This window comes from Paenibacillus bouchesdurhonensis (genome assembly GCF_900155685.1).
GTDB lineage: Bacteria > Bacillota > Bacilli > Paenibacillales > Paenibacillaceae > Fontibacillus > Fontibacillus bouchesdurhonensis.
In genome coordinates this window covers 576,982-596,605 of the sequence record NZ_LT732548.1, presented here as the reverse complement: position 1 = coordinate 596,605, position 19,624 = coordinate 576,982, and the positions used below count along the sequence as shown (strand labels likewise).

General features: G+C 47.9%; 22 protein-coding genes and 1 riboswitch. Of the genes, 1 reads left to right on the top strand and 21 read right to left on the bottom strand.

Going from position 1 to position 19,624, the window contains the following annotated elements; all coding sequences use genetic code 11:
• The 3 genes from CZ379_RS07040 to CZ379_RS07030 all read right to left on the bottom strand — a co-directional run.
• On the bottom strand, nucleotides 1-510 hold a 510-nt coding region (locus tag CZ379_RS07040; RefSeq protein ID WP_234404848.1), incomplete at its 3' end, for a hypothetical protein.
• Between the two features lie 1,226 nt (nucleotides 511-1,736).
• Complete coding sequence (gene murA / locus CZ379_RS07035; protein ID WP_110931010.1) at nucleotides 1,737-3,086, bottom strand: UDP-N-acetylglucosamine 1-carboxyvinyltransferase; 1,350 nt, start codon at nucleotides 3,084-3,086, stop codon at nucleotides 1,737-1,739.
• A 347-nt stretch (nucleotides 3,087-3,433) separates the two neighbouring features.
• Nucleotides 3,434-3,685, bottom strand: coding sequence for a DUF1146 family protein (locus tag CZ379_RS07030; protein ID WP_110931009.1), 252 nt, complete (start codon nucleotides 3,683-3,685; stop codon nucleotides 3,434-3,436).
• A 259-nt stretch (nucleotides 3,686-3,944) separates the two neighbouring features.
• Here CZ379_RS07030 and CZ379_RS07025 point away from each other — a divergent pair, with 259 nt between their 5' ends.
• Nucleotides 3,945-4,640, top strand: a complete 696-nt coding sequence (locus CZ379_RS07025) for a copper homeostasis protein CutC (protein ID WP_110931008.1) — start codon at nucleotides 3,945-3,947, stop codon at nucleotides 4,638-4,640.
• A gap of 342 nt (nucleotides 4,641-4,982) precedes the next feature.
• On the opposite strand, the gene CZ379_RS07020 is transcribed toward CZ379_RS07025, so the two are convergent.
• The 18 genes from CZ379_RS07020 to CZ379_RS06935 all read right to left on the bottom strand — a co-directional run.
• Nucleotides 4,983-5,408, bottom strand: a complete 426-nt coding sequence (locus CZ379_RS07020; protein WP_110931007.1) for a F0F1 ATP synthase subunit epsilon — start codon at nucleotides 5,406-5,408, stop codon at nucleotides 4,983-4,985.
• Nucleotides 5,409-5,469: 61 nt separating this feature from the next.
• Nucleotides 5,470-6,870: a F0F1 ATP synthase subunit beta gene (gene atpD, locus CZ379_RS07015; protein ID WP_110931006.1), complete on the bottom strand. Its 1,401-nt coding sequence runs from the start codon at nucleotides 6,868-6,870 to the stop codon at nucleotides 5,470-5,472.
• Nucleotides 6,871-7,225: 355 nt separating this feature from the next.
• A complete protein-coding gene (gene atpG, locus CZ379_RS07010) occupies nucleotides 7,226-8,086 on the bottom strand; it encodes an ATP synthase F1 subunit gamma (protein WP_110931005.1) in 861 nt (286 codons plus the stop codon).
• Nucleotides 8,087-8,439: 353 nt separating this feature from the next.
• A complete protein-coding gene (gene atpA, locus CZ379_RS07005; RefSeq protein ID WP_110931004.1) occupies nucleotides 8,440-9,954 on the bottom strand; it encodes a F0F1 ATP synthase subunit alpha in 1,515 nt (504 codons plus the stop codon).
• A 15-nt stretch (nucleotides 9,955-9,969) separates the two neighbouring features.
• Nucleotides 9,970-10,518 carry a F0F1 ATP synthase subunit delta gene (locus tag CZ379_RS07000; protein ID WP_110931003.1) on the bottom strand — a complete coding sequence of 183 codons (549 nt, stop codon included), beginning with the start codon at nucleotides 10,516-10,518 and terminating at the stop codon, nucleotides 9,970-9,972.
• The gene (atpF, locus tag CZ379_RS06995; protein WP_110931002.1) at nucleotides 10,515-11,006 is read right to left on the bottom strand and encodes a F0F1 ATP synthase subunit B; all 492 of its coding nucleotides are present in this window, start codon (nucleotides 11,004-11,006) and stop codon (nucleotides 10,515-10,517) included. Before atpF ends, CZ379_RS07000 begins: the two co-directional genes overlap by 4 nt.
• Before the next feature lie 105 nt (nucleotides 11,007-11,111).
• Nucleotides 11,112-11,324: a F0F1 ATP synthase subunit C gene (atpE, locus tag CZ379_RS06990; protein ID WP_407668699.1), complete on the bottom strand. Its 213-nt coding sequence runs from the start codon at nucleotides 11,322-11,324 to the stop codon at nucleotides 11,112-11,114.
• A gap of 94 nt (nucleotides 11,325-11,418) precedes the next feature.
• On the bottom strand, nucleotides 11,419-12,183 hold the full coding sequence (gene atpB / locus CZ379_RS06985) for a F0F1 ATP synthase subunit A (RefSeq protein ID WP_110931000.1): 765 nt from the start codon (nucleotides 12,181-12,183) through the stop codon (nucleotides 11,419-11,421).
• A 35-nt stretch (nucleotides 12,184-12,218) separates the two neighbouring features.
• Nucleotides 12,219-12,596 (bottom strand): ATP synthase subunit I, encoded by a 378-nt coding sequence (locus CZ379_RS06980; RefSeq protein WP_110930999.1) that lies wholly within the window; start codon nucleotides 12,594-12,596, stop codon nucleotides 12,219-12,221.
• Nucleotides 12,589-12,822, bottom strand: coding sequence for an AtpZ/AtpI family protein (locus CZ379_RS06975; protein ID WP_110930998.1), 234 nt, complete (start codon nucleotides 12,820-12,822; stop codon nucleotides 12,589-12,591). The genes CZ379_RS06980 and CZ379_RS06975 overlap by 8 nt, the downstream gene beginning before the upstream one ends.
• Before the next feature lie 103 nt (nucleotides 12,823-12,925).
• Nucleotides 12,926-14,092 carry a non-hydrolyzing UDP-N-acetylglucosamine 2-epimerase gene (gene wecB / locus CZ379_RS06970; RefSeq protein WP_110930997.1) on the bottom strand — a complete coding sequence of 389 codons (1,167 nt, stop codon included), beginning with the start codon at nucleotides 14,090-14,092 and terminating at the stop codon, nucleotides 12,926-12,928.
• Nucleotides 14,093-14,133: 41 nt separating this feature from the next.
• Nucleotides 14,134-14,763, bottom strand: coding sequence for a uracil phosphoribosyltransferase (gene upp / locus CZ379_RS06965; RefSeq protein WP_110930996.1), 630 nt, complete (start codon nucleotides 14,761-14,763; stop codon nucleotides 14,134-14,136).
• 278 nt (nucleotides 14,764-15,041) lie between these two features.
• Nucleotides 15,042-16,292, bottom strand: coding sequence for a serine hydroxymethyltransferase (locus tag CZ379_RS06960; RefSeq protein ID WP_199925506.1), 1,251 nt, complete (start codon nucleotides 16,290-16,292; stop codon nucleotides 15,042-15,044).
• 51 nt (nucleotides 16,293-16,343) lie between these two features.
• Nucleotides 16,344-16,931 carry a TIGR01440 family protein gene (locus CZ379_RS06955; RefSeq protein WP_110934269.1) on the bottom strand — a complete coding sequence of 196 codons (588 nt, stop codon included), beginning with the start codon at nucleotides 16,929-16,931 and terminating at the stop codon, nucleotides 16,344-16,346.
• Nucleotides 16,932-17,113: 182 nt separating this feature from the next.
• Nucleotides 17,114-17,196: riboswitch (ZMP/ZTP riboswitch) on the bottom strand.
• Between the two features lie 63 nt (nucleotides 17,197-17,259).
• Entirely contained in the window at nucleotides 17,260-17,844 is a 585-nt protein-coding gene (locus tag CZ379_RS06950; RefSeq protein WP_110930994.1) for a low molecular weight protein arginine phosphatase, read from the bottom strand.
• Nucleotides 17,845-17,893: 49 nt separating this feature from the next.
• Complete coding sequence (locus tag CZ379_RS06945) at nucleotides 17,894-18,454, bottom strand: manganese efflux pump MntP (protein ID WP_110930993.1); 561 nt, start codon at nucleotides 18,452-18,454, stop codon at nucleotides 17,894-17,896.
• A gap of 109 nt (nucleotides 18,455-18,563) precedes the next feature.
• Nucleotides 18,564-19,427 (bottom strand): DUF72 domain-containing protein, encoded by an 864-nt coding sequence (locus CZ379_RS06940; RefSeq protein ID WP_110930992.1) that lies wholly within the window; start codon nucleotides 19,425-19,427, stop codon nucleotides 18,564-18,566.
• Between the two features lie 45 nt (nucleotides 19,428-19,472).
• Nucleotides 19,473-19,624: Sua5 family C-terminal domain-containing protein (locus CZ379_RS06935; RefSeq protein WP_324616511.1), on the bottom strand; the 152-nt coding region annotated here is incomplete at its 5' end.

Below are 19,624 nucleotides of genomic sequence, written 5' to 3'. Positions count from 1 at the left end.
CACGGGCACGCGTTGCGTGCGTTCGCCCGGCGGCGCGGACGGCGGGCGTTCCGAAAGCTGCAATCGCGCCCGCGCCATTGATGGCTCGCCACCCGAGAATAACTCGCGCTGGCTCGTCGGCCGATTCTCAGCATCATATAGCTCTATAGTATCCTTCATTTCATTTGATATATATCGCTCCCGATCTGCTTCCTCACCCGAAATAGCCTCTGCCGCCTTGGTTCCCGAAGACAGCCCCAGCCCAAGCTTAGACCCCGGTAACGGCAATGGGAGCGACGACGACATTTTTAACGATCCCGCCTCCTGAAGCTGCTGTCCCTTATCGTTCAAGCCAGAATAACGCGATACTAAAACTTCCCGCGCCTCTCTTTCTCCTTTTTGTTGCCCAGCCACGCACTTTAACCTGCTGCGGTCTAAGCTGCTAACGATTGTGGCACAGCTCTGTTCTCTTTTATTTTTACGAGCAGCTAGATTAATGACTAAGGGGCTTTCTTTCGTTTTCATACCCAAAGCAAGCTACCTCCATCCCGATTCATGCTGCAATCACACGCCTTTCTTGCCACCAAAAGAGCCATGCGATCCTAGCGTTTGAATTCGTTATACTTTTTGTTCGCTATACTTATAGATATGACTCCCCAGTCTCTGCTAGAACCTGAATGGAAAGTTAGAGCACTCAAATCATATTAAAAACGAAGTGTTTTGATATGTTGACTACATGGGGCGAAGCAGTAGCGAAATGGAAATCTCCAGAATTACCAGAGTTGCCGGAATTACCAGAATAGCCGGAATTGCCGTGAGAAACACTTCCATCTTATATACATATAATCAAAACAAAATAAAACGCAGCTCAATGGCTCCGTTTAGCATAGGGAGGACTATCTGGTAAGACATAAATAGTTTGATTGGGTACGATTCGGCTTGTCTTATTAGATGTAACTGTATTTCATGCAGCTACTTTCAGTCCAAATCGAAAATTTCGCAAAATAAATGCGTTTCATACATCTGAAAACCCGCTTTTCCACAACTTTGCGCCTTTCTCCTCGTTCTAGCTGCACAAATCATCTAATTTCATATTCAACGATAAATTGCTTGAATCTAAATGCAACGAATACAGTTAGTTAATTAGGGAGTATCCTTCTCTTCCGCATCTTCATCGACTTGTGCAGTTTTTTATGGGCAGAAACAGAAACAATATAATGATGGATTAGAGGGCGTGCAAATGAGATTGTATAGCGTTCAGTATACAAAGCAGAGCAGATGCTAGAACGTTCAGTGAAATACACGAAGATACAGAGAATATAGATCAGGAGACCAGGAGATAAGAAGATGAGGAGTTAAAAGGTAAGCAGATCGCATTTAGCGTTAGTTTTTTCTTGCGATTAGAAAATGGGCCAATTCCACCGAAAACTCAAATATTCTATAAGCTTCAAAATGCTTTAAAAAAACGCCTCACGGCGTTTCGAAAAACAAGCTTCATTTGCCAACTTTCCCTGCTGACAAATGGTCGATCAACCGTACTCCATTTTGCTCAACAAGCCCACGCTGCAATTTAGTCTTTGCACCCAACACCTTGGCGCGATGTTGTTGCGCCTCTTGCTCACAACGCCCGCGCTGCAATTAAGTCGGCCACCCATACTCACTTGCTCAATCCATCAATGCTTCAATTTAAAAAAAGACCATGTTCACACACGGTCTTTCAGATTACATTTGCATTAGGTGATATAATTATTTCGCAATTAAGCCCAGGTCGGCTGTACTTTGAGTACTGGCAGATCCTCCTGCATTTTAACAGGAACCCGTTCAGTTTGGGCAGCGGATTCTTTCTCATCTACAGTTACACGCCAAATATCAGCCCCGAGGCCGGATAGCTTCTCAGCCAAATTAACGTAACCGCGATCAATGTGATGCGTGCCGCTCACTTCTGTCGTACCATCGGCTACGAGCCCGGCAATAATCAATGCTGCACCGGCACGTAAATCCGTTGCACACACTTTTGCCCCACTAAGCTTAGCACCGCCTGTAATAATGGAACTGCGTCCCTCTACCTTGATCTCCGCGTTCATCAATGCAAATTGCTCCACATGCATGAATCGATTCTCAAATACAGTCTCCGTTACGACACTGGTACCCTCGGATACAAGCAGCAGCGCCATCATTTGAGATTGCATGTCAGTAGGGAACCCGGGATACGGCAGAGTCTTAACGTCTACTGCCTTTAGGGGTTTGTCAGCAATCACCCGCACGCCGTTCTCCTGTACTTCAACCTGTGTGCCCATTTCCTCAAGCTTGGCAATTACAGGGCCCAGATGATCGGCAATCGCTCCTTCTACAAAGACGTTTCCTCCCGTCGTAGCAGCAGCAATCATAAACGTGCCTGCTTCAATACGATCAGGAATTACCGTATGCTCTACACCCCGCAGTTTTTCGACACCTTCGATACGGATGACGCCTGTGCCGGCACCGCGGACAACAGCACCCATTCCGTTCAAATAATTCGCGAGGTCAACAATTTCAGGCTCCTTCGCCGCGTTCTCGATGATCGTCGTGCCTTCAGCTAGTGTCGCCGCCATCATAATATTCTCCGTTGCACCTACGCTGGCTACATCCAAGTATATCTTGGCTCCGCGAAGACGCCCGTTGGACTTTGCTTCGATGAAGCCCTGTCCCAGGTTAATTTCAGCCCCCATCGCTTCGAAACCTTTCAAATGCTGATCAATCGGTCTTGTACCGATCGCACAGCCTCCAGGAAGGGAAATTCGCGTATAGCCCGTACGGGTCAGCAAAGGCCCCATAACAAGGAATGATGCCCGCATTTTCCGTACCCATTCGTACGGGGCTTCACAATTCGCGATCTTCTGCGCATTGACCGTAATTACCTCACGGTCATATGTAACGGTCGCTCCTAACGATTCCAATACTTTATTAATGGTCATCACATCATCTAGCGGCGGGGCATCACGAATTACGCTTACGCCTTCCTCCCCTAATAAAGATGCTGCGATGATCGGCAGCACTGAATTTTTAGCTCCGCTAACTTTAACGTTCCCGGACAAAATATTGCCACCGCGGACGATAAATTTGCTCATCTTGTTTCCCTCCGCGCGTTCATTTTCACCCTTATTTTCGATGCAAAACAAAGGTATCCCCGCTTATTCCCTAAATTTCATCATATCATCGGTAGCTTGAGGCGCACAAGGCTCTAAACGTGTAGAAATAACACGAATCATGGAGAATTCCGTCTTATTTGAAAGCTATTACTAGATCCCCATGCCTTAATCCTTATTCACCATTGTTGACACAATGTTTTGATGTTATTCGACAAACTTCCCTCTGCGCAATATTACGCATTAAGGTTCTAAGACCCCCAAAATTTCCGTTAAATTCTTATTAGCCTCTAAATAGTCTAACACACTTATAACCAAAGACTTAGGAATTAAAACATATACCGGAGCATCTGCGTATATCCCAAGTACTCCAATATGAAGGCAGCGACAAATCGTCCCAGCACGATCGCCAGAAGCAATTGAAGCAATTTGCCTTGCGGCCCCTTTGGATGCTTGATGAATAAATCAAGCTTGAGATTTTGCAGCGCCCACCAGGACAGGACAATACAAGCCAGCGATACTAAAATGGCCGTTAGACCATTCATGCCAACTGATGTCGACACTGAATCCATCGGATTCATATTCGCTTCCCCCCGCCTCGTTCTATACTTATGCAACCGCCCCAATAAGGGTTAATACACTATAAATATATATCGGCAAGCATAATGTAAAAAATTTATAGACCTTATATATCATACTTGGCTGAGTGACAATAATCCAGCATTTCTTTCTATTGTGAAGGCTTCCATTTGAAAAATTTTTAAAAAGCTTATTAATCCATGCCCCATTCGCAATTACGCTATAATGGAGTTACCTAAAAAAGCAGAAAGGAGCATCTCAATGCAAGTTGAAGTTATAGCCCATACCCTAGGTGATGCGATACTGGCTGCCAGCTCCGGAGCAGATCGTTTGGAGATTATTACTGCCCCCCATGAAGGTGGATTAACACCCAGCTATGGTCTTGTGCAGAAAATCTTGGAGCGGCTTCAGCTGGATATCAGAGTTATGATTCGTCCTCATAGTCGCCATTTTTTCTACGACGAAGAGGACATAGCTACTATGTTACAGGATATTGCTAACTTTCGCCACCTAGGTGTCTCAGGGTTTGTTTTGGGTGCTTTAACCCCAACCGGCGCAGTAGACCAGGATACTCTAGCTCGTTTGCTTGATGCAGCAGATGGTATTCCTGTAACGTTTCATCGAGCGTTCGATGAAGCATCCAATTTTGTGGAGGCACTGGATACTTTAAGCCGCTACCCTCAAATCACGCATATTCTTACCTCAGGCGGCCAACCATCAGCGCTGGATACTGCAGCCGTGGATACTATATCCGAATTGGTGCGGTTGAGTCAACCCTATGGAATTTCCATCATGCCTGGCGGAGGACTTCATCATCGGGCATTGGAATCGTTCTTGCGCAGAACTTCTGTAAAAGATTTTCATATGGGCTCTGGAGTAAGGCTGGAGAACAATCTGCTTCATCCGATCGATCCTGAACTGCTGCTTAAAGTACGTAATATCGCGGACTCCCTTTGATTAAAAACATTCACAAGTAGCCAAATGTCCTAAAACAGATTGCATCTTAAGACGGTAATAAAAGGGGCTTAAGAAACAGGGTCTTTCCACTATTAATTATTACATTTTACAAGTATTTCTTAATTTATACCTACTTTTAATGAACTCTCCACAGAGCTCGCGATTGATGAATCGAGTGATTGAGCAAGTAAGTTATAAAAGCGGCTAGCGAACTTTTGGGATGAGCGGTCCTTTGCGAGCTGATAGCAACAAAGCGGTTAACGCGAAATGAGAGCATTATGTTTCATTGCCCTAATAACAAAAACCGAACACAAAGTGTTCGGTTTTCCTTTATCGCTACTATTAATGATGCTTCTTGATCTTTGTATTACCGGAAACATTAATCCGCGTAATTGCCCTTCTCAGGGCCAATTCGGCACGACGATGATCAACTCGATCCTGATTTTTACCTACAGACAATCGGCGCTCCGCCCGCTCGCGTGCAGCCACCGCACGATCAACATCGATTTCCTCCGGAAGCTCGGCACTCTCTGCAAGAACGATAACCTTGTCCTTCTGAACTTCAACAAAGCCGCCATGTACCGCAATTGTAGTCGAATTTCCACCGGATCTGGCCACAATTGGAGCAACCTGAAGCGGTGTTACAAGTGGAATGTGATGCGGCAAAATACCAAGCTCGCCCTCGACTCCGCGGACGGTCAGGCTATCCACCTGCTCGGAGAACACCACATGTTCCGGTGTAACAATTTCCAATAAAAAGGTGCTCACTAGTCATCCCTCCTGTTCGTGGGACAGTTCATTTCTGAAGCATCCGCCTTAACGGTGCATATTACAATGTTTTCGCTTTTTCCACAGCTTCTTCTATCGTACCGACAAAAAGGAATGCTGCTTCAGGAAGTGAATCATGCTTGCCTTCTAAAATTTCCTTAAAGCTGCGAACAGTTTCTGCAATCGGAACGTACTTGCCTGCAATACCAGTAAACTGCTCCGCAACGTGGAATGGCTGCGACAGGAAGCGTTCGATCTTCCGGGCGCGGGATACGATCAGTTTGTCATCCTCAGACAACTCATCCATACCAAGAATCGCGATAATATCCTGCAGCTCCTTATAACGAGCCAGCAATTGTTTAACGCCTTGAGCAACATTGTAGTGCTCTTCTCCAACAATTTCAGGAGTAAGAATCCGGGAACTGGAAGCAAGTGGATCTACCGCAGGGAAAATACCCATCTCGGAAATTTTACGCTCCAGGTTTGTCGTTGCATCCAAGTGAGCAAACGTCGTCGCTGGCGCCGGATCCGTATAGTCATCCGCAGGGACATAAATCGCTTGAATGGAAGTAACAGAACCCTTCTTCGTCGATGTAATACGCTCCTGAAGTTGACCCATTTCTGTAGCCAGGGTCGGTTGGTAACCTACCGCTGAAGGCATACGTCCCAGAAGGGCCGATACTTCGGAACCCGCTTGAGTAAAGCGGAAAATATTATCGATAAAGAGGAGAACGTCACGTCCTTCTTGATCACGGAAATACTCGGCCATCGTCAACCCAGTCAAGGCTACACGAAGACGAGCGCCTGGCGGTTCGTTCATTTGACCGAACACCATAGCCGTTTTATTAATAACGCCCGAGTCGGTCATCTCATGGTACAGGTCATTACCTTCACGTGTCCGCTCACCTACGCCAGCGAATACGGAAATACCACCATGCTCTTGCGCGATGTTATTGATAAGCTCCTGAATCGTAACCGTCTTACCTACACCCGCACCACCGAAAAGGCCAATTTTACCACCTTTGGCATAAGGAGCGAGCAGGTCGATAACCTTGATTCCTGTCTCCAAAATTTCAGATTGTGTCGATAATTCCTCAAACTTAGGAGGATCGCGGTGAATTGGATTTCTTGCATCCGTTGCTACCGCGCCTTTATTGTCAATCGTTTCTCCAAGCACGTTAAATACGCGGCTAAGAGTTGCCTCGCCTACTGGGACAGAAATTGGAGCGCCCAAATCCACTGCTTCCGCGCCGCGCACAAGACCATCGGTCGAGGACATAGCAATACAGCGGACAAGGTTGTCGCCCAAGTGATTGGATGCTTCCAGAATCAGGTCATAGCCTTCTTCTTGCGCGTCCTGTTTCACAATTTTAATAGCGTTGAATATTTCCGGGAGTTGTCCGCGTCCGAATTCAACGTCAACAACCGGACCCATTACGCTAACAACGCGTCCTTTGTTCATTATTGTTGTTTCCCTCCTTAAAGTTTTGCGGAGCTATACTTCTTCGTTAATTGCCACATAGCAAAACTACTTCGAAAGCAGAGACTCAGTTTTCAGAGACTCAGTTTTGCGGAGCTATGCTTCTTCGTTAATTACCACATAGCACAACTACTTCGAGAGCAGAGACTCAGTTCTGCAGAGCTATGCTTCATCGGTAAGTTATGCTACGCAGCAAAGACACTTCGAAGGCATACGCTTAGTTTACGGAACAAAGCTTCTTTGCTCGTTCAAAAACAACCCTTTTGAAAGCTAGTTCGAAGCTATACAGTACTCTTTCCTTCGTGCATATCCGCAAACTATCATTGAAACAAAAATGCTAGCTCTGAGCGCTTGCACCTGCCACAATTTCCGTAATTTCCTGGGTAATTGCCGCTTGACGAGCACGGTTATACGTCAGGGTAAGCTCACCGATCATGTTCGATGCATTTTTCGTAGCGCTGCCCATCGCCGTCATCTTCGCGCCAAGCTCACTCGCCTTCCCTTCCAGAAGAGCGCCAAAAATGAGGGTCTCTGCATACTTGGGAAGCAAGACTTCCAGTACGGCTTCAGGAGAAGGTTCATACTCGTATTCCTCTGCCGAGTCGCTCGTTTCGACACTGTCGAAGGGGAGCAGACGGTCTACCGTGGGCAGTTGGGTCATCGCATTAATGAATTTGTTGTAGCAAATATATACCTCATCGAATTCCCCTTCTTCAAAGCTTTGTACAGCCGCATAAGCCAAGGACTTAATATCGGCGAACTTTGGAGAATCTGATAATTCGATGACATCCTTCACTACAGGAAGCTCCCGGCGATTAAAGTAATCCCGGCCCTTACGTCCAACAACGAATAAGCCATATTCCGATTCAGATGTGTGCTTCTCTTTAAGGACATCCATAACCTTACGAAGAATGTTCGTGTTATATCCACCAACAAGCCCGCCGTCCGCTGTGATGACAATATACGCCGTCCGCTTCACCGGACGAGTAACGAGCATCGGATGGGTAATCCCTTCAGTTCCAGCAGCGATGCTGGTCACAACTTCTTTCAGCTTCTCAACATATGGGCGAGCAGATTGTGCTTTCTCCTGCGCTCTTCTAAGCTTGGCCGAAGCGACCATTTCCATCGCCTTCGTAATCTGACGGGTATTCTGAATACTCTTGATCTGGCGTTTTATCTCGCGAATCCCTTTTGCCATGATTTCACCACCTTCAAACTTTGGCTTAGAGCCAAAGTTACTTCGAAAGCATTCGCTTAGTTTTGGCTGAGCCAAAACTGGCATCGTATGCATAACCATAATCTTTAGCTGGAAGCCAAAGCATTGCATAAAACTCAAGTTAGTTCAGGGTTAATCCAAACTATACCGCATAGCATATGCTCAAACCTTGGCTCGCGGCCAAAGCTAAATTGAAAGCATCCTTTAAACTCGAACCAGTTCCAAAGCACTACTCCCAGTATGCATTCAAGCTTTGGCACAGCCAAAAATGAGTTTTCGTATACGTGATCATGAACGATATCAAGCCCCGGGCTCAAACCGATTCATGAAGCTCATTATTTCGTAGCAGCAAAGCCTCTTTTAAACTTCTCAATAACCTCTTTAAGCTTTGCCTCGTTGTCAGCCGTCAAATCCTTCGTATCGCGAATCGATTGCAGCACTTCTTCATGCTGGCTGTCCACGAAGGAGAGGAACTCAGCTTCAAAACGGCGCACATCGCCAAGTGGAATATCATCGAGGTAACCTTTAACTGCTGTATACAAGCTGATAACCTGCTTCTCAACAGCAAGCGGCTGGTTTACGCCCTGTTTCAGGATTTCCATCATCCGGGAACCGCGTGTCAGACGAGCTTGCGTCGACTTATCGAGGTCGGAACCGAACTGAGAGAAGGCCTGAAGCTCACGGTACTGAGCCAAATCAAGACGCAGCGTACCAGCTACCTTCTTCATCGCTTTGATTTGAGCGGATCCCCCTACACGGGATACCGAGATACCAACGTTAATCGCCGGGCGCTGACCCGAGTAGAACAAATCGGACTCCAGGAAGATCTGTCCATCCGTAATCGAAATAACGTTCGTTGGAATATAAGCCGATACGTCAGAGGCTTGGGTCTCAATAAATGGCAGGGCGGTAATGGAGCCGCCACCCATCTCATCGCTCAGCTTCGCTGCACGCTCCAACAGACGGGAATGCAAGTAGAAGACGTCACCCGGGAATGCCTCACGGCCCGGCGGACGACGGAGCAAAAGGGACAGCTCACGATAAGCAGCTGCCTGCTTGGACAAGTCATCATAAATGATAAGCACGTGCTCGCCTTTGTACATAAAGTACTCGGCCATAGCTACACCAGCATATGGTGCAATATAAAGAAGCGGTGACGGCTCCGAAGCAGATGCTGTAACTACGATTGTATAATCAAGAGCTCCATGGCGACGAAGCGTCTCAACTACGTTAACTACGGTAGACTGCTTTTGTCCAATAGCGACGTATACGCATTTCACGCCATTGCCCTTCTGGTTGATAATGGTATCAATAGCAATTGCAGTTTTACCTGTTTGACGGTCACCGATGATCAGCTCGCGTTGACCACGGCCGATTGGAACCATGGAGTCGATCGCTTTAATCCCGGTTTGCATCGGCTCATGAACCGATTTACGCTCGATAACGCCTGGCGCATTATTCTCTACAGGACGGAATTCTGTTGTTTCAACAGGCCCTTTACCGTCAACCGGCTGCCCAAGTGGATTAACGACGCGGCCAAGCAAAGCATCCCCGACGGGAACCTGCATAATTTGCCCTGTGCGTTTGACTTGATTACCTTCACGAATATCGCTGTATGGCCCCAGAATAACAACCCCAACGTTGCTCTCTTCCAGGTTCAGCGCAAGACCAAAAACGCCGTTTTCAAACTCGAGTAGTTCGTTTGCCATGGCGTTCTCAAGCCCGTGGACGCGTGCGATACCGTCACCAACTTGAATAACGGTGCCGACTTCGGCCACTTCAATTTCCGATTTATATTGTTCGATCTGACGTTTAATCAGCGTACTGATTTCTTCAGGTCTGATACTCAAGTTTTTCACCCCTATCTACAGTGCTTGTCTTCGAAAAGACTTTTCAAGCCGTTCAAGCTTCCCGGCCAAACTTCCATCGTACAGCGTATCGCCGATTCTGACTTTCATTCCGCCGAGCAGATCTTTATCAATCTCGTTCAGAACACGAATCTTCTTATTTACCATCGCGCCGAACTCGTCTGCGATCGCTGATTTCTCCTCTTCACTTAGAGGGTACGTCGTATAAACGATAGCCGTAGCAAGTCCGAATGCGTCCCCAGTAATTTTGATATAACGGTTCAGCAATTCTGGTAAAATTCCGGTTCTTCCCCGCTCCACAAGCAGCTTCACCAATGAGACGACAGGTTTGGAGAGCCTGCCTCCAAGCGCAGCCTCGAGCGCTTCCCATTTAGCTGCTTCCGAAATCTTCGGAGAAGAAATGAATTTTTGGATATCTTTATCTTCATAAAAAGCATGTACGAGAGCTCTGATTTCCTGTTCAACTTCCAGTGTACGCCCTTCCTGCGCAGCAATTTCATACAGGGCTTTGGCGTATCTGCCCGCTACAACAGCTTCACGGCTCATGATTTGCTACCTACCTCTTTAAGATAATGGTTCACAAGCTTCTCTTGTTCTTCCGGATTGTTCTCGACCTCGCGCTCGATCAGCTTGGAGGCAATGTTGACGGAGAAAGCACCAATCTCGCCGCGCAGAGATTCAACGGCTTTATTTCTCTCGTTCTCAATATCTCGGACAGCTTCATTTTTCATACGTGTAGCATCCTGCTTCGCTTGCTCCAGTAAATCGTGAGCTTGCTTGCTGCTGCTGTGCTTCGCTTGCTCAATGATTTCATAGGCCTCCTGGCGCGCCTGGCTAAGAGCTTCTTTCTGCTCTTCGACATACGTGTTGGCTTGCTCTCTAGTTTGTTTTGCTTCTTCTAATTGTCCAACTACCAAATCGCGACGCTTCTCCATCACTTCAAACAGCTTGCCAAAGGCAAACTTATTAAGTAACCAATAAAGAATCGCAAACGCCAGCATGGTAATGACAATGTTCTCCCAAAGGATCGGCATTAATGTCACTCCTTTCCGTTAATAATAGTTTCTGAGCGTTATTATTATGTTCTTAAAACGAAGGCGCGGATGGCATAGGCCCTCCCCGCCAATTAGAAACTATTATTAAGAGAACATGATCAAGAATGCGATAACTGTTGCTGCCAGTGGAACAACCTCTACGATACCAACGCCGATAAACATCGTTGTTTGTAGCTTGTTCGCCGCCTCTGGTTGGCGAGCGATAGATTCAACTGTACTCTTTACGATCATCCCGTTACCGATAGCTGCGCCAAGCGCCCCAACACCTACTGCAATAGCTGCTGCCAAATACGTCAATCCCATTATAAAATCCTCCTTAAATTTAATTACATTATTTTAGTTATATCTATCTCAGCAGGATAAAGCCAATTTGGCTCCTCCATAGAGTTTACTAATGCCCTTCTTCAGGAACTGCATATTGTGATATATACACCATAGTCAGCATGGTAAAAATGTAAGCCTGAAGTGCCCCGATAAAAATACTAAAGCCTTGCCACAATCCCATAAATGGTATACCTAGATAGCTCATTTTAAGAATAACCGCAATTAGAACCTCACCCGCAAAAATATTTGCATAAAGACGAATAGCCAGCGCTATTGGTTTAGACAAGTTCTCAATGATGTTCAGTGGCAAAAATATCGGAAAAGGCTGAAGATAATGCTTGAAATATTGCTTTCTGTTATTTTTGATTCCCAAATAGTTCATGAGTACAAAGACAACCGCTGCCAAACCAGCCGTCACAGCAATATCAGCGGTCGGAGATTTCCACCATAGAATGTGAGCATGCTCTCCCCCGGAAAGATTCGCTGTTGCTTGAATAACCTGTCCAAAGACCGTTTCAGGTTGATGAGCCTCTGTGATTACCCCCAGCGGCAAACCAAGAAGGTTGGATATAAATATGAATAGAATCAAAGTCAATCCTAGCGAAACGTAAGGTTTTCCCTTCTCTGAGCTCATGGAGCTTCCGACAATTCCCTGGACGAATTCAACAACCCATTCCATAAAGTTCTGCATCTTGGATGGATTCTCGACCGACAAATTCGCTACAGCTAATCGACATATGACGAATACGATAAGCATACTTACCAACAGCATCATAACGGCGGATAAATCCAGGTGAAATCCTCCAAGCATAATAATCGGTGCGTCATGCATTTATATGTATTCACCCCTTTCCCCGTTTAAGTGGTTCAAGCTTTATTACGAATTCCGATAAAAATACTCACCGGAATTGTTAATAGCTGCGGAACAAATATCCCGATAATAACGGTTATTAACGACACCTGTTCAAACTTGACCGCAACCATAACTGCTATAAAAACTAGACAAATCCTAGTAATAAAACCAAAACTAAATCTACGTTGCTCCTCACTCATTACGAGTTGTACCAGTTTCCGCACTTTAAAAGATAAAAAACGGACATAGATCAATCCAATAACCAATCCCAAAATCAATCCGGCGAGAATTGGCCTGTACTCCGGGAGAACAGCCCATCCCAACAACAATGCGGACAGGAGCAGAATCGTAATCCGAAATACGGCTGTGACGATGGAACCTAAATCATCCATTCTGTGCCCCCAAAAACTTTTTGATTAGTACAAATATGTTGACGATTCCCAGCACAAGGCCGGCAATAGCCCCAATAGCAATCCAGTAGTTCGGGCCGTCAAAACGCTCCATCAGCCATCTTGCACTCAAAAAGCCGACAACGATATACATAGCCAGCAAAAAGCCCGCCCCGCTAATGTAAGCGGCAGCAATCCAGAGACCACCATTATTATCAGGAATTCTCATATTGAACAATCCCAACTTATTTTACTGAATGTGTCTACTTTTTGTCAACGAAGGCGTTCAAACCGTACAGTATAACTGTATGCTATCTCGTTCAGAAACACAATTATTGATCAACTGAATTTGTGAACTTTATGTGAAAATTATCTGGCCGATCATCTTTTACGCCGAAATGGTGATATATCGCATTGACAATTCTGGCGGACGCCTTTCCATCCCCGTAAGGATTTGCCGCGCGACTCATAGATTCATACAGCGAACTTTCCGTCAACAGCGCCTTGATCCGTCCATAAACCATCTCCTCTTCCGTGCCGACCAGTTCAAGCGTTCCTGCTTCAACTCCCTCGGGACGCTCCGTCGTATCCCGCAGCACCAGAACCGGCACGCCAAATGATGGAGCCTCCTCCTGCATACCGCCGGAATCCGTCACAATTAGATGGGTATGCGGATAAATGTTATGGAAATCCACCACATCAAGGGGGTCAATAAGTTTAATACGAGGATGCCCTCCCAACGTTTCATACGCTGGCTCTCTAACCGGAGGACTTGGATGAACCGGATATATGATGGCCACATCCTCGAACTCGTCAGCAATACGCTTCACTGCACGGAAAATATTCATGTGCGGCTCCCCCTGCGATTCTCTGCGGTGAGCCGTCATGAGAATAAGCCGCTTTCCAGCGGCAAAGTCCAGCACCGAATTACAATAATTAGGCTGTACTGTATATTGAAACACATCAGTAATCGTATTGCCTGTGATATATATACTTGACTCCGGCTTATTCTCCTTGCGCAGATTGTTAGCAGACCACTCCGTCGGCGCAAAATGAAGGTCAGCCAAAACACCGGTCAGTTGGCGGTTCATCTCCTCTGGATAGGGGGACCATTTATTCCAGGTGCGCAAGCCCGCCTCAACATGTCCAATCTTAATCCCTTGCAGGAATGCCGCGTAGCTGGCTAGAAACGTCGTTAGCGTGTCGCCATGCACAAGCACGATATCGGGCTTTGCTTCACGCAGAACACTTTCCAGTCCGCCTAGAACCCGAATCGTAATTTCATTCAAAGTCTGGTTCGGCTTCATGACATCCAGGTCATAGTCCGGAACGATCTTAAAGACCTCAAGAACCTGATCCAGCATCTGGCGGTGCTGAGCTGTAACACAGACCACCGATTCAATATGTTCTTCATGCTTCTGCAGCTCTAGAATAAGCGGAGCCATCTTAATCGCTTCTGGCCTAACACCAAAAATCGTCATTACTTTAATTTTTGACATGATATTTCCTTTCCTTAATTAATATCGTCATTTGCGATATATTATTTCGTTCCGTACAATCGGTCACCTGCATCCCCCAGGCCAGGAACGATATAGCCGTGCTCATCCAGGCGCTCATCCAGCGCCGCGACATAAATGTCTACGTCCGGATGCGCTTCCTGTACAGCTTGTACCCCTTCAGGCGCCGCAATCAAGTTCATCATCTTAATCTGCGTGCAGCCGCGCTTCTTAAGCACGTCAATAGCCGCGATCGCCGAGCCGCCTGTTGCCAGCATAGGGTCAATCACGATAAGCTCTCGCTCCTGCACGTCGGTAGGCAGCTTCACATAATATTCCACGGGCTGAAGCGTCTGCGGGTCACGGAACAACCCCACATGGCCTACCTTAGCCGCAGGAAGCAATTTGAGCACGCCATCCAGCATGCCTAGACCTGCACGCAAAATTGGAATCAAGCCCAGCATCCGGCCAGAAATGACCTTTGCCTCAGCCTCGCAGACCGGAGTCTGTACTTTGATGGATTCTAACGGGACTTCCCTCGTGATTTCATAGGCCATCAAAGTAGCCACTTCATCCACCAATTCACGGAAATCCTTCGTGTTCGTTTGCATGTCTCGAATAAAAGTTAGTTTGTGTTGAATCAAAGGGTGATCGCATACCACCAATTTTCCCATTATTTGTCCCTCCGGTTTATAGCTGAGTCTTCTCTCAAGGTGATAATCCTTTACATCAAATGATGCACAAATCTTGTTTATTATATCACTGTCTTTTTCCGATTGCTACGAACTGTATCAACCTGACCTTAACCTGTTACCCCTTGAGCTCATAAAAGACCAGCTGTAGGACAATCTTTAATTTGCTGAAGAATAGTTAATAGAAAAAGGGGTATCCCTAACCTCGCGGCATTGGGACACCCCTCTTCAAAAATTATTAGCTACATCTAATATAGATATTATTCGTAGCTCAGTTCCGGGTACAGCGGGAATTGATCCGTTAAGGCTCTAACCTGTTTACGGGCTTGATCCAAAGCAGACTCGTCCTTGGAGTTCTTAAGAACCAAGGCGATGATTTGCCCGATCGACTTCATCGCTGCTTCATCCATGCCGCGGGAAGTAGCCGCAGGAGTGCCGATCCGAATGCCGCTTGTAACGAATGGGCTGGTTGGATCGAACGGAATCGCGTTTTTGTTCACTGTAATGCCGATGGAGTCAAGCACATGTTCAGCATCTTTGCCAGTAATGTTCAGATTGCGCGTATCAATCAACATCAGATGGTTGTCCGTGCCGCCGGATACAAGGTTGAGCCCTTCGGCAACAAGCGTTTCCGCCAGCACTTTAGCATTCTTCACAACGTTCTCCGCATGGGTTTTGAACGAAGGTTGCAGCGCTTCACCCAAGGCAACTGCTTTTGAAGCAATGACATGCATGAGCGGTCCGCCCTGTGTGCCTGGGAATACCGCCTTATCAATCGCTGCAGCCCAAGGCTTGCGGCACAGGATCATGCCGCCGCGGGGCCCGCGGAGCGTCTTATGCGTCGTCGTTGTAACGAAATGCGCGTGAGGAACTGGATTCGGATGCAAGCCAGCAGCAACCAGGCCCGCAATATGGGCCATATCTACCATAAAGAGCGCGCCAACGTCATTTGCGATGGAGGCCAATTTCTCAAAATCGATAATCCGCGGGTAAGCACTGGCTCCTGCTACGATTAGACGAGGACGATGCTTGAAGGCTGCTTTGCGCACTTCATCGTAATCAATAAGGAATGTATCTTCCTGCACGCCGTAAGCGACGAAGTTATAGAGCAGGCCAGAAGCATTTACCGGGCTTCCGTGCGTCAAGTGTCCGCCATGAGCAAGATTCATGCCAAGCACGGTGTCGCCAGGATTTAGCGCAGCCAAATATACCGCCATGTTAGCTTGAGCCCCTGAGTGAGGCTGAACGTTAACATGCTCCGCGCCAAACAATTCCTTCGCACGATCACGAGCGATATCTTCTACAATATCCACATGCTCGCAACCGCCGTAATAGCGTTTGCCCGGGTAGCCTTCCGCATATTTATTCGTCAGCACGGAACCCATGGCCTCGATAACCGCTTCGCTTACAATATTTTCGGAAGCAATCAGCTCGATGTTGTTCTGTTGGCGCTTCAGCTCCAGATTCATAGCTTCCAATACTGCTGGGTCTTGTTTTTTCAAATGATCCATAATCCAAAATCCTCCCTATATCTAAAATTATAAAATGTGAAGAATCCTCAATTAATCGCAAAGATGCGAATCTTGCACCTCAGGTAGCTTATAAACCGCCCGTTCTCCGCCAATCAGCTTCGGTCGCGTCGACGCCGCAGTCACCCTAGCTTGCCCCACAAACCTGCGTGCGGGACGATAGGGAACTGCCACATGTCGCAGATGCATCCCGATCAAAGTCTCGCCGATATCGATGCCTGCATGCGCCTGAATGTTCTCCGCCAAGCACGGCTGCTTCAATCGCCGATATGCCTCAGATGCCATCGAACCGCCGGCCTTCGGCACTGGAACCGCCGCAACTTCGGTTAAGCCAAGCCGCTCGAGCACCGTACGCTCCATAACGAGCGCCCGATTCAAATGCTCACAGCACTGAAATGCCATATCAAAACCAAACTTGCTCTGCACACCAGCCAACCCGGCATACAGCTCCTCAGCAACGTTCTCCGCCCCAGCCGTCCCGATCCGCTGACCCGCGACCTCACTTGTGCTTGCACCAATCACGACCAGATGCCCTGAGCCTAGAGAGGCTGCTGTCGCCAGCTCTTCCAGGATCTCGGCCACCTCCACACTAAGCGATTGACCCTGTTGTCCTCTGTCCATCATCGTAACCACCCTCCAAAGACAAGCCTGCCTTTATTATACCTAATATAACCGAGCGATAGGGACGACAAACTTCTTTCACTACAGGTAAAAACGATGGTGCGAATAGAGTCGAAACGAAGCTGCACAAGCATTGGATCTCCAAAATGACGAAAAAGAGCATGACGCAGCATCTGCGTCGTGCTCTTTGCCCAGGCGACCGGCCGTATATTCCGATGCTCCATTGTGGTTTGATCCACTATCGTCGCCAGTTACATCGGATTCATTTCCATTCCACTTAAGAATAAAACAAGCGCGTTACAATTGCAACCCGCATTTTGCTAAGTTTTTAACGAAAACGCTCTTTCTCCAGCTTAAAAATGAGCTTCTCCAACGCCTCGCGAATTTCCTGGGCTGCCATATCATACTCCCTGCGGCTGCCTCCGAACGGGTCGGAAATGTCATACTGCGGCATCCGCTGCAGCAGCTCGCGAATCCGCCGCTCTTTAGCCTCTTCTAAAGCTTGTCCCAGCGCGCGGCTCAATTCGAGATCCGCAATCAATTGGCTGAGCTCAGCCTGTTCAGCAAGAATCGTCTCATCTTCCTCCACATATTCCTTAAGCGTATATATTTTATCCGCCTTCTCCGGAAAAGTCGCAATAGCTTGGCGCTTATGACTTTGAGTTAACGTCAAGACGAGATCTGCCCATTCAATCAGCCCCGCATGAAGCGGAGTTGACGTAATTTGATCCTTGATCCCCAAATCCTTCAGCACACCCTCGGCATGATGGGAAATCGGCAATCCTTCCACGGTCGCAACACCGGCCGAGGACACCTCCACAACCATCCCGCGCTCCTGCGCCAATCTGCGGAACATCCCTTCCGCCATAGGGCTGCGGCAAGTATTTCCGGTGCACACAAACAATATCCGCATGTCTTGTCACCTCCTGCCTGATATCCGAATGTCTATGTGAGTCATTGTATCAAAAGATAAAAATTAGTCCAAACGCAAGCAGGATAGCACCCCCTGCCGCTTCCCCGTATTCGCCAAGGCGCTCACCCACGCCCCTGCCGAGCAGCAATCCGAGAATAGACATGATCCCGCCAACCAAACCAAAGGCGATGACCGTCATCAACAAGTTGCTATGAAACATTCCCAGGGATACGCCTACAGAGAACGAATCTACACTCACACTTAAAGAGAACAGCAGTATTCCTAGAAAAGAACGATAGTCCACTGCCTGTTCCTCACTGCCGAAGAAGGAGCTCCACATCATATGCCCTCCAAGAAGTACGAGCAGACTGCCGGATACGTACTTTGCCAGGCCGCCGAGTATTTCTCCTGCATATTGCCCAGCCACAATGCCAAGCAGCGGCATTAATAAGTGAAAGAAAGCCACCAAGACGCCGATGCGAAGCATCTCTATCCGCCTTACACCTCTCATGCCAATGCCGATACCAAGGGAAAAGGCGTCCATTCCTAAAGCGACGGCCATCAAAATAATCGTTAACAACTCTCCCAGTCGCTCGTATACTGCCACCATTACGCCACACTCCCATGTCCGAGGTTGTTTTGTACAACCATATGCGAGCATGGGACATTTCATGACTAGCCCCTAAAATCGTTTTGATCCGTTCCCACCCAAGTAATAATCAGTCTAGTCCTTCGCCGAATAAATCAAGCTGAGAAGGCGGCAGCTCCGCAGGCTCCATGCCAAGAATTCCCATCATCTCCCGGGCATTCGAAGCAGCGTCACCGCCGGAGTTATTGTTAAAGATCATACAGATCTCACGCGCACCCTTGGACTGCAGATCTTTAAGCTTATCTCGCCACTCCGCCAATTCCTCGCGGTTGTAGCGGTACAAATAGCGGATTTCCCTCCAGTTTGGAGCACCGCTCTGGGTCCAGCCCGCCGCATTCCTCCCGTGCAGCCTTACGATGGTCAGACGATCATCCGTCGGCTCAAGCACCGTCGGCACCGACCCCTGCCCGACCTGAGGCTCGTCGCAGACGATGTGAATCCAGCCTTCCTCCCGCATAAAGTCGAGCGTCCGCTCCCGCATACCCGGGGCAAACCAGCTCTGATGCCGAAACTCCAGCGCCAGCGGAAGCCGCCCCATCCATTTCCTCACGGCTCTCAGCTGCCGAACATGATCCGGATTGCAATCGAACCAGGGCGGGAACTGGAACATCACCGCGCGCAATCTTCCCGACTCGACGACCGGAGCGATCGAATCCAAATAAGCCTGAAACATAACCCCTGGCCCTTCGAAGGGAATCTTGCCCCGTGCATGTCCGGTCATGCCCTGATAAGCTTTGAGTATAAAAGTAAATGAGGACGGCGTCATGTCCAGCCAGCGGGAATACGTATCCCTGCCGAGCACCGCGTAAAATGAGCTGTCCACTTCGACGACCGGAAAATGCCGCGCATATAACCCGAGTTTCTGCTTGGACGACGTCCCGGGCGGATATAAATCGTCATGATCTCCCCACCCGGTAAGTCCGATGGATATCATCCCGCCTCACCGCCTTTCTTGAATAGCCTCATACAGGTTTACTGCCTATACATCTATTACGTCATGGCCCGCCGCTTTAAGCAGGCGGTTCATGACAGCGGCCCCGAGTCCGTCCACAGGACAGGACTCGGCCAGCATGTATGTGACGCCGCGCTCATCAAAGCGGCGGAGCGCAGCGTAGAGACGGTGCGCCGCCG